Below are 13825 nucleotides of genomic sequence, written 5' to 3'. Positions count from 1 at the left end.
AGAGGGCACCTGCATGAGTCACTTCGATCTCGGCCGTCGCCGCGTGATGCAAGTCGTCGGCGCCGGTCTGTTGCTGCCGGGCCTGGCCCCGGCGGTGATCGCGTCGGTCAAGGACCGGCCGCAACTCACCGACGGCGTGCAGTCCGGCGACCTGCTCGGTGATCGCGCGATGATCTGGAGCCGCAGCGACCGCCCGGCGAAGATGGTGGTGGAGTGGGACACCCGCAGCGTATTCAGCAACCCGCGTCGATTTGTTTCGCCCCTGGCCGACAACCGCACCGACTTTACCGCCCGCGTCGAACTCACCGGACTGCCCGCCGACCAGGCGATTTTCTACCGCGTGCACTTTGAAGACGCCCAGACCGGCGTCGCCAGCGAGCCGTGGTTCGGCCACCTGCGCAGCGTGCCGTACCAACGCCGCGACATCCGTTTTGTGTGGAGCGGCGACACCGTCGGCCAAGGCTTTGGCATCAACCCTGACATCGGCGGTATGCGCATCTACGAAGCCATGCGCCTGCGCCTGCCGGACTTCTTTATCCACAGCGGCGACACCATCTACGCCGATGGCCCGGTGCCCGCGCAATTGCCTACCGAGGGCGGGCGCATCTGGCGCAATATCACCACCGACGCCAAGAGCAAGGTCGCCGAAACCCTCGACGAATATCGCGGCAACTACCGCTACAACCTGCTGGATGAAAACGTGCGTCGCTTCAATGCCGAGGTGCCGCAGATCTGGCAGTGGGATGACCATGAAGTGGTGAATAACTGGTCGCCCGGCAAGCAACTCGACGAGCGCTACCAGACCAAGGACATCAACACCTTGGTGGGTCGTGCACGCCAGGCCTGGCTGGAGTATTCACCCATGCGCCGGCAAAGCGCGGACGGCGGCGGGCGGATTTATCGCAAGCTCAGTTATGGCCCGCTGCTGGATGTATTCGTGCTCGACATGCGCAGCTATCGCGGCCCCAACGATGACAACCTGGGCGGTGAAAAACCCTTCCTCGGCCGCGAGCAGTTGGACTGGCTCAAGCGCGAACTCAAGGCCTCCCAGGCCCAGTGGAAGGTGATCGCCGCCGACATGCCCATCGGCCTCGGCGTGCCCGACGGCGAAGTCAGCCCCGGCGTACCGCGCTGGGAAGCCATTGCCAACAATGACCCAGGCCCGGCGCAGGGCCGCGAGCTGGAAATCGCCGAATTACTCGGCTTTCTGCGCGCGCAGAAAGTGCGCAACCATGTGTGGCTGACGGCGGATGTGCATTACTGCGCGGCCCATCACTACCACCCGGATCGGGCGGCGTTCCAGGATTTCGAGCCGTTCTGGGAGTTTGTCGCCGGGCCTCTGAATGCGGGCAGCTTCGGTCCGAATCCCTTGGATAAAACCTTTGGCCCTGAGGTGGTGTTCGAGAAGGCCCCGCCGGCGCAGAACACCTCGCCGTTTGCCGGGTTTCAGTTTTTTGGCGAAGTGCAGATTGACGGGCAGACAGCGGAGTTGACCGTGATTTTGCGCGACCTGGATGGGGTCTCGGTATTCGAACAGAAGCTGCAACCGGTCTGACCTGAAATGCAATCTAAATGTGGGAGGGGGCAAGCCCCGGTACAAACCGGGGACATCGTTTACATTTCTAACCGGGGACATGGTTTACAGGCTAATACGCATGATCAGGAGGTAACTGATCATGCCCTGGAACCAAGAGTCCCCCATGAATCAAAGAATCAAGCTGGTAGCTGATTGGCTTTCTGGCAACTTCACTAAAAGCCAGTTGGCACGCCGCTTTGACGTTAGCCGACCTACCGTCGATAAGTGGATTACCCGGCACGACGGCGATTTGAGGTCTTTATCCGAACTGTCCCGGCGACCTCACAACAGCCCAAATAAAACCGACGACGAGATTTTGGCCCGTGTAGTCGCGATGAAGGAGGCTCACGATAAATGGGGGCCGAAAAAGCTTCTCGAGCTATTACGGCTGGAAGATCCCTCCGTCACCTGGCCCTCTCCAAGTACGGCCGGTCAATGGCTTGACCGACTTGGGCTCGTCAAAAAGCGGCGCTTCAAACGCCGACACAGCATTTCCCACGCACAAATGCGAAAGGCCGACGAACCTAACAAGACGTGGTGTGCTGACTACAAAGGGCAGTTCAAGATGCTTAATGCTCAGATGTGCTTCCCTTTGACCGTCACAGACCATGCGTCGCGGCTGATTTTAGCGTGCAGGGCCCATCCCAAGATCATGACCCAGCCTGTAAAACAGGCCTTTGAGAGGCTTTTTCAGGAGTACGGCATGCCGGAAGTTATCCGTTCGGACAACGGGGTACCGTTCGCCTCTCCTGGCCTGGCAAGAATATCCACACTGGCAGTTTGGTGGATTCGGCTGGGTATTTATCCCGAGCGAACCATGCCGGGAAGGCCCGCCCAGAATGGTCGCCATGAACGAATGCACCGTAGCTTGAAACTTGAGTTGCCCTTAGGGAAAAACTTAGTCGAGCAGCAGCTTTTGCTGGAGCATTTCAGGCATGAGTTTAATTACGTACGCCCTCACGAAGCGCTCGGCATGAAAAGTCCGGGAGACTTGTATGTGCCGTCCACCCGAATTTATCCAGGGTGCTTGCCCGATGTGGAATATCCGGCAGAAATGAAAGTTCGAAGCGTCAGGCAGGACGGATCGATCAAGTGGAACGGCAAGTTGGTATTTATCAGCGAGGCGCTGTCCGGGGAAAGGATAGGGCTCAAAGAAGCTGAAGATGATGCTTGGGATTTGTACCTGTGTGATTATCCCTTGGGGAGGCTTGGACGAGGTATGACCCGCGTCCAGGCCTCAAATGTGTAAACGATGTCCCCGGTTTCAGATGTAAACGATGTCTACGGTTCTACACCCCTCTCACATTGGATCACATCAGTAGACATCCCGGCGGTAGCGCCCCTGTTCGATCAAGCGCTCCACTGTTTCATTCCCGAGGATGTCGACCAGCGCCTGGTCCACGCCCGTCGCCATCCCCTGCAAGCTGCCACACACATAAATCGCCGCGCCGTCCGCGAGCCATTTACGCAGGACATCGGCGGATTCGCGCAGGCGGTCCTGCACGTAGATTTTCTCCTCCTGATCCCGGGAAAACGCCAGGTCCAGCAGGGCCAGGTCACCACTGGCCAGCCAGCCTTGAAGCTCGTCCCGGCACAGGTAGTCGTGGGCGATGGTGCGTTCGCCGAACAGCAGCCAGTTACGCTGCTGGCCATCGGCAATGCGCGCCTTGAGCAGGCTGCGCAAACCGGCCAGGCCGGTGCCGTTACCCAGCAGGATCAATGGCACCGGCGCCTCCGGCAGGTGGAAGCCACTGTTGCGGCGCAGGCGCAGGCTGATTGCCGAGCCAATGGCCGCATGTTCGGTGAGCCAGCCCGAGCCCACACCCAGGCTGCCGTCGGGGTGGCGTTCCTGGCGCACGATCAATTCCAGCACGCCGTCGCTGGCGATCGAGGCGATGGAGTATTCGCGCATGCCCAGGGGCGCGAGCGCGTTCACCAGCGCTTGAGCGTGCAGGCCGACCAGGTGCGCCCGGTTGTCCGGCAGTTGGCGGGTCGCAAGGGCCTGGTTGAGGGTGTGTGGCAGGCCGTCGATCAGCACGCCATCAGTGCCGATCAGCCCCAGGCCTTCGAGGAAGTGCTCGATGGCCCACGGGCAATTGCGCGGCAGGATTTCCACCAGGTCGCCGGCCAGCCAGTTTTGTTTCGATGGCGATGTGAGGCCCAGCAGGTAGACGTCCGAGCTGGCGCTGCCGGGGTTGAGCAGGGTGCGCTGGCTCAGCGTCCAGTTTTCATACTGGGCGGTCGGCCAGGCGGCGACGGGTGCCTGGCCCGTCAGCTGTCCAAGCTGTTGTTGCCAGTGCAGCAGGGCGGCGCTGTCGCCGCTGTCCACTTCCACCGGGGCGAACAGTGGGTTGCCACCCTGGTGGGTCAGCCAGAAATGCAGGCGCCGGGCAAAGCCACAGAAGTGTTGGTACTGGCGATCACCCAGGGCCAGCACCGAGTAGTTCAGGCCTTTGAGTGACAGATCCTGGCCGAGCACGCTGCGCTCGAAACCGCGGGCGCTGTCGGGGGCTTCGCCGTCGCCGAAGGTGCTGACTACGAACAGCGCATTTTCCGACTGGCGCAAGTCGTCCTGGCTGACACTGCCCAGAGGCTGCACCTTCACCGGCAGGCCAGCCGCCTGCAATTGTCCGGCGGTCTGCCAGGCCAGTTGCTCGGCAAACCCGCTCTGGCTGGCAAAACCGATCAGCCAGGCCGGGGCATCACTGTGGTTGGCACTGAGGCCTTTGCGTGCGTCGCGTACCTGGCGTTTTTTGCGCCGACGGTCCAGGTACAGCAGCCAGCCGGTGATGAAGAACAACGGCATGAGCAGCGAGCTGACGGTGAGGATAATGCGCCCCGCCAGGCCGAAATAACTGCCGGTGTGCAGCGCGTAGATGCTGGTGAGTAACTGCGACTTGAAGGTTTTGCCGGCGTACGTGTCATGGGATTTGACCTCGCCGGTGGCCGGGTCCAGGTTGATCTGGTTCAGTGCGCGGTCGTGGGGGGAGTCTTTGAGCAGGTAATAGACAATGGCGGGTTGCCCGGCGACGGCTGGCATGCGGATGTTATAGGCACTCAAGCCTGGGCCGGCGTTGCTGTAGATGCTGCTCCAGATCGCGTCGTAGTTGGCCACTGGTGCCGGGCCTGCGGGCGGTGGGCCGCGCTTGCGCATCCGTTCATTCTGCGGCGCGTCGGACAGCAGTTTGGTCAGGCCCTGGCTGTACCAGTCGTAGGACCAGGACAGGCCGGTCAGCGCCGCCAGCAGGTAGGCCAGCAGGCACCAGGTGCCGAACACCGAATGCAAATCCCAGTTGAAGCTGCGGCCCTTTTTGCGCCAGTCCAGCGTCAGCCAGGCACGCCAGTTGGCGACCTGGCGCGGCCAGCGCAGGTACAGGCCGGACAGGCAGAAGAACACCAGGATCAGCGTGCAGGCGCCGGTGATCTGCCGGCCGGTTTCGCCCATGGCCAGGAAGCGGTGCAGTTGCAGGATAAAACCGAGTACATCCTGGCCGACCGCGTCGCCCATGTAGTCGCCGGTGTAGGGGTCGAAATAGCGCATCTGGCCACGGCGCTCACCCGGCGGCGGGGTGAAGAACACGCGGGCGGCGTTGCCGCTTTCGCTTTCCACCCACAGCATGGACACGGCCTTGCCTTCGGTGGCTTCCAGCTTGCGCACCAGCTCGGCGGGCGGCAGCACGCCGGCTTCGCGTTTCTCCACGCTCAACACACTTGGGTTGAGCGCCCGCAGGATCTCATCCTGAAACGAGACCGCAGCCCCGGTGATCCCCATCAAGGCCAGCACCAGCCCGGCAGTGATGCCGAAGAACCAGTGCAACTGGAACAGGGTTTTCTTCAACACGTCGGACCGCCTCGTCTATCTGAATATGTAGGGCACGGCGCGCATTATGCCGTGGGTTGTCGAGAAACATTCTGTTTGACACGCAAAAGCCCCACGCATCCGATGCGTGGGGCTTTGTGGGCTGCTGACCGTTTAGAAGTGGAAGCTTGTGGACAGCAGCGCCGTGCGGCCCGCCGCCTGGTTGGCGAAGTGCGAGGCGTAGGCTTTGTCGTAATAGGTCTTGTCAGTCAGGTTCTGCACGTTCAATTGCAGGTCGACGTTTTTGCTCAGCTTATAGCTGGCCATGGCGTCGTAGCGGGTGTAGGGGGGCACATACACGGTGTTGGCCGCATCGCCGTAAACCTGATCGACGTAGAACGCGCCACCGCCGATGGTCAGCTTCGGGGTCACGTTATAGGTGGTCCACAGGCTGAACGAGTGCTCCGGCGTGTTGGGCATTTGGTTGCCTTTGTTGGAACCGGCCTGGACGACGCCCTGGCGGTTGCCGTTTTTGCCTGGGTCAACCAGCTCGGCTTTCAGGTAGCTGTAGCCGGCGAAGACTTGCCACTGTTCGGTGATCTTGCCGCTGGCGGACAGTTCCAGGCCATCGACCCGCGACTCGCCTGCCGTTTCGTAGGTGTTGGAGTCCACCAGGATGCGGGTGTTTTTCTTCTCGGTACGGAACACTGCGGCAGACAGGGACAGGCGGTTGTGGAACAGGTCCCACTTGGTGCCCAGCTCGTAGTTGACGGTTTCTTCGGGCTTGAGGTCGCTGGTGTTGATGCCGGTAGGAATCGCATTGCTGTCGACCCCTTCGCCCACCAGTCCACCTGCCGGTGAGGCCGAGGTCGCGTAGGAGGTGTAGATGCTGCCGTTCTCCAAAGGCTTCCAGACCAGGCCGGCCTGCCAGTTGAAGAACTGGCTGTCGTCCTTGACCTTGCTGCGCGCCCTGACCGTCGAGGTCGGTACGGCGTTGGTGTTGGCTTCGGTGTCGAAGGTGTCGTAGCGCAGGCCGACGTTCAGCAGCCATTTCGGATCGAGTTCGATGGTGTCGAACACATAGGCGGCACGGCTGGTGGCCTTGGTGTTGGTGCCGTTGTAATTGCGCGCGATGCTGCCGGTCCAGGCGTCGTCCGGATTCGGGTTGCTCAGCGAGGTGCACTGTCCACCCCGGCCGCCGCCGGCCACGGTGCACGTCGGGTTGCTGTTCGGTGTGACGGTGTAACCGCTGACGCGGGTTTCTTCGCCGGTGAATTCCAGGCCGGTGGAGTAGCTGTGCTTGAAGCCAAGCGCCTGGAAATTGCCGAACAGATCTGTCTGGTTGGTGGTGGTCGTGGTGGTGGAGACGCGAGTGTTCGCGCGACGCCACACCGTGCCGAAACGGTTGACGTTGCGTTGGCTATCGTCCGGCTGCGTGAGCACGTAGTCCTGGCCGGTGCTGCCATGGCGCAGGGTGTTTTTCAGCGTCATGTCGTCGTTCAGGTCGTGCTCGATGGAGAACGTGCTGATGTCCGCGCGGGTCTTGCGGAAGTCACGGTCCTTGAGACCGTAGAAGTTATTGCTGTCGCCGCCGTCGGTGGGTTTGTCGTGCGCATGAGTGGTGGCGGTCGAAGAGCTGTAGCCATACGGAATGCCCGAATCCGGCAGGTCATTGCTTTCCATATGGTAGTAGCTGAGGTTGACGCGGGTCGGCGTGCCCAGGCCGAAGGTCAGCGATGGGGCCACGCCCCAGCGGTCGTAATTGACCGCGTCACGGCCGGCCACGTTCTGTTCGTGGCTCATCAGGTTCAGGCGGAACGCGGCGCTGTCGTCGAGGAACTGACGGTTCACATCGAGTACATAGCGGCGGGTCTGGTCGGAACCGTAAGTGAAGCCGCCGTTGGTGAAGTCCCGGGCTTGCGGAGTCTTGCTCACCAGGTTGAGGCTGCCACCGGCCGAGCCACGACCGCCGAAGGAGGAGTTCGGGCCTTTGCTGACTTCGATGGACTCGATATCGAAAATTTCACGGCTCTGGCCGCCGGTGTCGCGCACGCCGTCCAGGTAGGTGTCGCCCTGGGCGTCGAAACCACGGATGAATGGACGGTCGCCCTGGGGGTTGCCGCCCTCGCCGGCGCCGAAGGTAATCCCCGGTACGGTGCGCAGGGCATCCTGCAACGAGGTGGCGGCGGTGTCCTTGAGGACTTGTTGTGGCACCACGGTCACCGAGCGCGGCGTGTCCACCAGCGGCGCGGTGTATTTTTGCGAAGAGGCTTTTTCGACCTGGTACGCGGTGTTGTCCTGTTCTTCGCCGGTGATGCTGGTGGCGCCGAGGGCGATGCTGTTGCGCTGGCCTTTTTGTTCAGTGTCTTCGGCCGCCTGCGCCAGATGGGCGACAGAGCTGGCGCTGAGCGCAACGCCGATGGCCGAAGCCAGCATGCGGGGTGAGCCAACAGGTGTTTTTGTGGTGGTGCGCGACATGACGTGTCCTTTCCCCAAGGAGGTGAGGCCGCGGAATATAGGGTGAACAAGACTTTCTATCAATTGCGATACATTACTATTCGCGCTGAATTTACATTCTTTACACTTTTGCCTTACGGTTTTTACGCTCTCGTTCGTCTCCGGCGTTTTACAGGGCGGATAAGAATCAATACCATTGGCGCCTCTTTGCCTACAGGTATTGCCCCATGCTGCTGCACATTCCCGGCCTGTTCTCTCGCGAGGAAGTGCAACGCATCCGCCACGCCCTGGAAACCGCCGATTGGGCCGATGGCAAAATCACTGCCGGGCACCAGTCCGCCAAAGCCAAGCACAACCTGCAATTGCCCGAAGGCCACCCGCTGGCCAAGGAGATCGGCGCGGCAATGCTCGAACGGTTGTGGAAAAATCCTCTGTTTATGTCAGCGGCGTTACCGCACAAGGTCTTCCCGCCGCTGCTCAATTGCTACACGGCCGGTGGCAGCTTCGACTTCCATATCGACAATGCCGTGCGCCAGGCCAGGGGCAGCCATGAACGGGTGCGCACGGACCTGTCGTCTACGCTGTTCTTCAGCGATCCGGATGACTATGACGGCGGCGAACTGGAGATCCAGGACACTTTCGGCCTGCAGCGCGTGAAGTTGCCGGCCGGCGATATGGTGCTGTACCCAGGCTCCAGCCTGCACAAAGTCAACGCCGTGTCCCGAGGTGCGCGGTATGCCGCGTTTTTCTGGACCCAAAGCCTGGTGCGCGAAGACAGCCAGCGCACCCTGCTGTTCGAGATGGACGGCGCCATCCAGCAATTGAGCCGTGATGTACCCGACCACCCTGGGTTGATCCAGCTCACCGGCACCTATCACAACCTGTTGCGTCGCTGGGTCGAGGTCTGACATGGGCTTTTTATTGCGCCGCGAAGAAGTGCTCAACGTTGAGCAATTGCAGGGCATGCTCGACGACTCGCCGGTGCGTGCGGCCCAGGCGATTCTGATCGCGGCCAAGGAGGGCGTGGTGGATGCCCAGGCCTTGCTCGGGCAAATCCTGTTGGAAGGCCGCGGTATTGCGCGCGACGAAGCGCTCGCGCTGCGGTGGTTCCAGATTGCGGCGCAGGGCGGGCATTTAATGGCGCGCAATATGGCCGGGCGTTGCCTGGAGCATGGCTGGGGGTGTGCCATCGACGAAGCGGCGGCTGCGCGGGAATACCGTTTGGCGGCAGACGCGGGATTGGATTGGGGCCAGTACAACTATGCCAATCTGCTGGCGACGGGCCGGGGTGTTGCCGAGAACCCGCAGCACGCGCTGGCCCTGTATCGGCAAGCCGCAGAACAGGGGCATGCCAAGTCGATGAACCTGCTGGGGCGCTACCTGGAAGACGCTCAGGTTTGCCCGAGGGACCTGGAGGCGGCTGTGGAGTGGTATCGACGCTCAGCCGAGGCCGGGGATTTTCGCGGGCAGTTCAGTTACGCGGCGGTGTTGGCCGACAGGGGCCAGGTCGAGGCGGCGCTGGAGTGGTTGCGCAAGGCGCTGGCGGGCGGAAATCTGAAGTTCCTGCGAACAGCCCACACGGCCTTGGCGGCGGCGAGTGATCCGCGGGTTCGAGCGCTGGCCGAGGCCTTCCGCCAACGGGCCGTGAGCCTTGCCTGAGGCATAAAAAAACCCATGACATGTCATGGGTTTTTTGTGCGCGGGCGTCTTACACGTAGAACGACTTCAACGGCGGAAAGCCATTGAACTCAACCGCGCTGTAGCTGGTGGTGTAGGCACCGGTCGACAGCCAGTACAAGCGATCACCGATCGCCAGGTTCAGCGGCAGGCCGTACTTGTAGTTTTCGTACATGATGTCGGCGCTGTCGCAGGTCGGGCCGGCGATGACCACTTCTTCCATCTCGCCTTTCTTCTCGGTCCAGATCGGGAACTTGATGGCTTCGTCCATGGTTTCGATCAGGCCGGAGAACTTGCCCACATCCGTGTACACCCAGCGCTCGACGGCGGTACGGGATTTACGGGCAACCAATACCACTTCACTGACCAGGATGCCGGCGTTGGCGATCAGCGAACGGCCTGGCTCGAGGATGATTTCCGGCAGGTCATCGCCGAAGTCTTCCTTGAGGAAGCGGATGATTTCTTCGGCGTAGGTTTCCAGGCTGTTGGTGCGGGTGATGTAGTTGGCCGGGAAGCCGCCGCCCATGTTGATCAGCTTGAGGTGGATGCCGTCTTCTTCCTTCAGGCGTTCGAAGATCACCTTGACCTTGGCGATTGCCGCGTCCCACACGCTGATGTCGCGTTGCTGCGAGCCAACGTGGAACGAAATGCCGTAGGGCACCAGGCCCAAGTCACGAGCGAGGATCAGCAGGTCCATGGCCATGTCGGTCTGGCAGCCGAATTTGCGCGACAGAGGCCAGTCAGCCGTGGTCGAGCCTTCGGTGAGGATACGTACATACACTTTCGAACCCGGCGCGGCCTTGGCGATGTTGCGCAGGTCGGCTTCGGAGTCGGTGGAGAACAGGCGCACGCCCTTCTCGTAGAAGTAGCGGATGTCCTTGGATTTCTTGATGGTGTTGCCGTAGCTGATACGGTCGGCGCTGACGCCGCGGTCCATGACCTTGTCCAGCTCGTAGATCGAGGCGATGTCGAAGCTCGAGCCCTTGTCTTTCAGCAGGTCGATGATCTCGACGGCCGGGTTGGCCTTGACCGCGTAATACACCTTGGCGAATTCGAAACCGGCGCGCAGGTCATCGTAGGCCTGGCTGATCATCGCGGTGTCGATCACCACGAACGGGGTTTCCTGTTTGTCGGCGAACGCCTTCATTTTGTCAAAAGTGGCGCGCGCGAAATAATCTTCGACGTTGATCGACATGCTGGGAACTCCTAAGGGCAAACTAAATTGATCAATGGGTGCAAATGAACGTCCTCCGTATCCCCACTTTGGTTCGCCTACTTCCCAAGGCATGTCGCCGAAAGCAAAAAGGCCATGGGAATAGTCGCTTCCCTTGGCCTTGCTGTCTCGTCGTCAGTACTTGAGCCGGATGGATCGTTTCCAGCATGGACGTTCGGCGCGAACTTTAGGACGTGAGGGGCCATAGATCAACTAAAAATGTCGCGTTTTTGCACGCGTTCGTCGCGGGACCGCGCGCAGCTACTTATGTAACCGACACGTGTGACGGAATGATGTTCCCCGGATGGGGATAATTGAAGGTGTTTCCCTGACAGATCGCGGGACCAAATGTGGGAGGGAGCAAGCCCCCTCCCACATAAGATCAGGCCAGGGCGGTCTCGGCGGGGGAGACAATGCTGGTCTTGCCCCCACGGGACTTACCGGAACTCAGGTACTCGGCAATCGACTCCTGGGTTACTTCACCCAGGAACACCCGCTCCGCATCCATCACCGGCAACCACGAGCGGTTGAACTCGTACATGCGCGACAACAGGATGCGCAAATGCTCGTCATACGCCGCCGTGGCGTTGAACTCGCGCAGGTACTGGCCGCAGGTACCGGTCTGACGGTGCAGGTCGCGACGTCGCACGTAACCCAGCGCCTTATTCTGGGCGCACGTGACGACCACATAGCGGCGGTCGGTTTCGTCCATCAGCTCCAGGGCATCGGCCACCGGGGTTTCCGGGCTCACCGATGGGGCGTTGTCCGCCGCATCTTCAGCCTTCACCAGCAACAGGCGCTTGAGGGTGCTGTCCTGGCCCACGAAGTTGCTGACGAACTCGTCGGCCGGATGGGCCAGCAGGGTGTCCGGATGATCGATCTGCAGCAGCTTGCCGGCGCGGAAGATGGCGATCTTGTCACCCAGCTTGATGGCTTCGTCGATGTCGTGGCTGACCATGATCACGGTCTTGTTCAGCGCCCGTTGCATCTCGAAGAACTCGTTCTGGATCATCTCGCGGTTGATCGGGTCGACCGCGCCGAACGGCTCATCCATCAGCAGCAGCGGCGCGTCCGCCGCCAGTGCACGAATCACGCCGATACGCTGTTGCTGGCCGCCCGACAGTTCACGCGGGTAGCGATGCAGGTACTGCTTGGGTTCCAGCTTGATCATGCTCATCAACTCGCGGGCGCGGTCGTGGCATTTCTGCTTGTCCCAGCCCAGCAGCTTGGGCACGACCACGATGTTTTCCTCGATGGTCATGTTCGGGAACAGGCCGATCTGCTGGATCACGTAGCCGATGTTGCGACGCAGGGTCACTTCATCGAGGTCGGTGGTGTCTTCGCCGTTGATCAGGATCTTGCCCGAGGTCGGCTTGATCAGGCGGTTGATCATTTTCAGCGTGGTGCTCTTGCCGCAGCCCGAAGGGCCGAGGAACACGCAAATCTCGCCTTCGTTGACGGTCAGGCTTACGTCGTTCACGGCCGAAACAGTTTTGCCGTTGCTTTGAAAAGTCTTGGTCAGGTTTTGAAGTTCGATCATTTGAGCAGTCCTTTTGGAGTCAGCGAGCGTTGCAGCCATTGCAGAAGCAGGTCGGCGAAGATGGCCAGGAGACTGACCAGCACGGCGCCGACGATCAGCATCGACATGTCGCTGCGGCTGATGGAAGCCAGAATAAGTACACCCAGGCCACCGGCGCCGATGGTGGCGGCGATGGTCATGACGCCAATGTTCATCACCACGGCGGTACGCACGCCGGCGAGGATCACCGGCACGGCGATGGGCAGTTCGACCATGCGCAGGCGCTGGCCGAAGGTCATGCCGATGCCTTTGGCGGCTTCGCGGATGCCCGGTTCGACGCCGGTGAGGGCCAGGTAAGTGTTACGCATGATCGGCAGCAGGGAGTAGAGGAACACGGCGGTGATCGCCGGCATCGGCCCCAGGCCCTGGCCGAATTTGGAGTAGAACGGCAGCAGCAGGCCGAACAGGGCGATGGACGGCACGGTCAGCAGCACCGTGGCGCTGGCTTGCAACGGGCCGGCGAGGGTCGGGAAGCGGGTCATCAGCACGCCGAGGGGCACGCCGACGACAATCGCCAGGATCACCGCGATACCGACCAGGGTGATGTGCTGCCAGGTCAGGTGCAGGACCTGGGCCCAATCAAGATGGGAAAAGGCGTTCAGGAATTCCATGTCTTCTCCTTCTTAGTTGATCGGATGTTGGCGCAGGAAATCGGCGGCAACAGCGGATGGGCTTTCATGGTCGACGTCGACCCGCGCGTTCAACTCGCGCATGGTCTTGTCGTCGAACAGCGCGGCCAGTGGCGCAAGGTCTGCGGCCAGCTGCGGGTGCGCGTCCAGGTAAACCTGGCGCACCACGGGGGCGGCGGTGTAGTCCGGGAAATAGTGCTTGTCGTCGGCCAGCAGCTTCAATTTGAACGCGTTGAGGCGACCGTCGGTGGTGTAGACCAGGCCGGCAAACACCTGGCCGTTACGCAGGGCGGTGTAGACCAGGCCCGCGTCCATCTGCCGGGTGTTTTTGCGCGTCAGGTTCATGTCATACAGCTTGACCATGCCGGCGAGGCCGTCGGAGCGGTTGGCGAACTCGGTGTCCAGGGCCACGAGGCGGTGTTCCTTGGTGTCTTCTGCCATGGCGTTGGTGAGGTCGCTGATGCTGTTGATCTCTGGATGCTCCTCGGCCACTTTCTCGGGCAGTGCCAGGGCGTAGGTGTTGCTGAAGCGCGACGGCGACAGCCAGACCAGGCCTTTTTTCGCGTCGAGCTCTTTCACTCGGGCGTAGGACTGTTCGCTGTCGAGCTTCTCGTCCACATGGTTATAGGCCACGAGCGACACGCCGGTGTATTCCCAGATCAGGTCCAGTTGCCCGCTTTCCTGGGCACTGCGCGCCAGGTTGCTGCCCAGGCCGCCGGTCACGCGGGCGTCATAGCCCTTGGTGCGCAGGTACTGGGAGGTGATTTCGGCCAGCAGGGTCTGTTCGGTGAACACCCGCGCGCCAATGCGGATCACGGGTTTTTCGGCAGCTTGCGCAAGACCTGCAAACAGCAGGACGCAGCTCAGTATCAAGGTGATTTTTTTCATGTGTATT

At 61.2% G+C, this 13825-nt stretch carries 10 protein-coding genes; 4 read left to right on the top strand and 6 right to left on the bottom strand.

Annotation, left to right across the window (positions count from 1 at the left end; translation table 11 throughout):
* Positions 1-13: 13 nt before the first annotated feature.
* Both FX984_RS26760 and FX984_RS26755 read left to right on the top strand, forming a co-directional pair.
* Positions 14-1555, top strand: a complete 1542-nt coding sequence (locus tag FX984_RS26760; RefSeq protein WP_146478172.1) for an alkaline phosphatase D family protein — start codon at positions 14-16, stop codon at positions 1553-1555.
* 121 nt (positions 1556-1676) lie between these two features.
* Positions 1677-2825, top strand: coding sequence for an integrase core domain-containing protein (locus FX984_RS26755; protein WP_146478394.1), 1149 nt, complete (start codon positions 1677-1679; stop codon positions 2823-2825).
* Positions 2826-2891: 66 nt separating this feature from the next.
* On the opposite strand, the gene FX984_RS26750 is transcribed toward FX984_RS26755, so the two are convergent.
* Positions 2892-5417, bottom strand: coding sequence for a PepSY domain-containing protein (locus FX984_RS26750; protein ID WP_027604869.1), 2526 nt, complete (start codon positions 5415-5417; stop codon positions 2892-2894).
* Positions 5418-5549: 132 nt separating this feature from the next.
* Positions 5550-7853 (bottom strand): TonB-dependent receptor, encoded by a 2304-nt coding sequence (locus FX984_RS26745; RefSeq protein WP_146476067.1) that lies wholly within the window; start codon positions 7851-7853, stop codon positions 5550-5552.
* Positions 7854-8059: 206 nt separating this feature from the next.
* On the opposite strand from FX984_RS26745, the gene FX984_RS26740 reads away from it, so the two are divergent.
* Both FX984_RS26740 and FX984_RS26735 read left to right on the top strand, forming a co-directional pair.
* Positions 8060-8740 carry a Fe2+-dependent dioxygenase gene (locus FX984_RS26740; RefSeq protein ID WP_027604867.1) on the top strand — a complete coding sequence of 227 codons (681 nt, stop codon included), beginning with the start codon at positions 8060-8062 and terminating at the stop codon, positions 8738-8740.
* A 1-nt stretch (position 8741) separates the two neighbouring features.
* Entirely contained in the window at positions 8742-9491 is a 750-nt protein-coding gene (locus FX984_RS26735; RefSeq protein ID WP_146476065.1) for a tetratricopeptide repeat protein, read from the top strand.
* A gap of 49 nt (positions 9492-9540) precedes the next feature.
* Here FX984_RS26735 and FX984_RS26730 read toward each other — a convergent pair whose 3' ends face one another.
* The 4 genes from FX984_RS26730 to FX984_RS26715 all read right to left on the bottom strand — a co-directional run bounded on the left by FX984_RS26730 (position 9541) and on the right by FX984_RS26715 (position 13818).
* Entirely contained in the window at positions 9541-10704 is a 1164-nt protein-coding gene (locus FX984_RS26730; protein WP_014716890.1) for a type III PLP-dependent enzyme, read from the bottom strand.
* A gap of 400 nt (positions 10705-11104) precedes the next feature.
* Positions 11105-12262, bottom strand: coding sequence for an osmoprotectant ABC transporter ATP-binding protein OsmV (locus tag FX984_RS26725; RefSeq protein ID WP_146476063.1), 1158 nt, complete (start codon positions 12260-12262; stop codon positions 11105-11107).
* The gene (locus tag FX984_RS26720; RefSeq protein WP_027604864.1) at positions 12259-12912 is read right to left on the bottom strand and encodes an ABC transporter permease; all 654 of its coding nucleotides are present in this window, start codon (positions 12910-12912) and stop codon (positions 12259-12261) included. The genes FX984_RS26725 and FX984_RS26720 overlap by 4 nt, the downstream gene beginning before the upstream one ends.
* A gap of 12 nt (positions 12913-12924) precedes the next feature.
* Positions 12925-13818 (bottom strand): glycine betaine ABC transporter substrate-binding protein, encoded by an 894-nt coding sequence (locus FX984_RS26715; RefSeq protein ID WP_098480379.1) that lies wholly within the window; start codon positions 13816-13818, stop codon positions 12925-12927.
* Between the last annotated feature and the right edge of the window lie 7 nt (positions 13819-13825).

Origin of the sequence: Pseudomonas marginalis (genome assembly GCF_008692035.1) — a bacterium.
GTDB lineage: Bacteria > Pseudomonadota > Gammaproteobacteria > Pseudomonadales > Pseudomonadaceae > Aquipseudomonas > Aquipseudomonas marginalis.
Note: the sequence above shows the minus strand (reverse complement) of the source record. Positions and strands in the feature narration are given on the sequence as shown.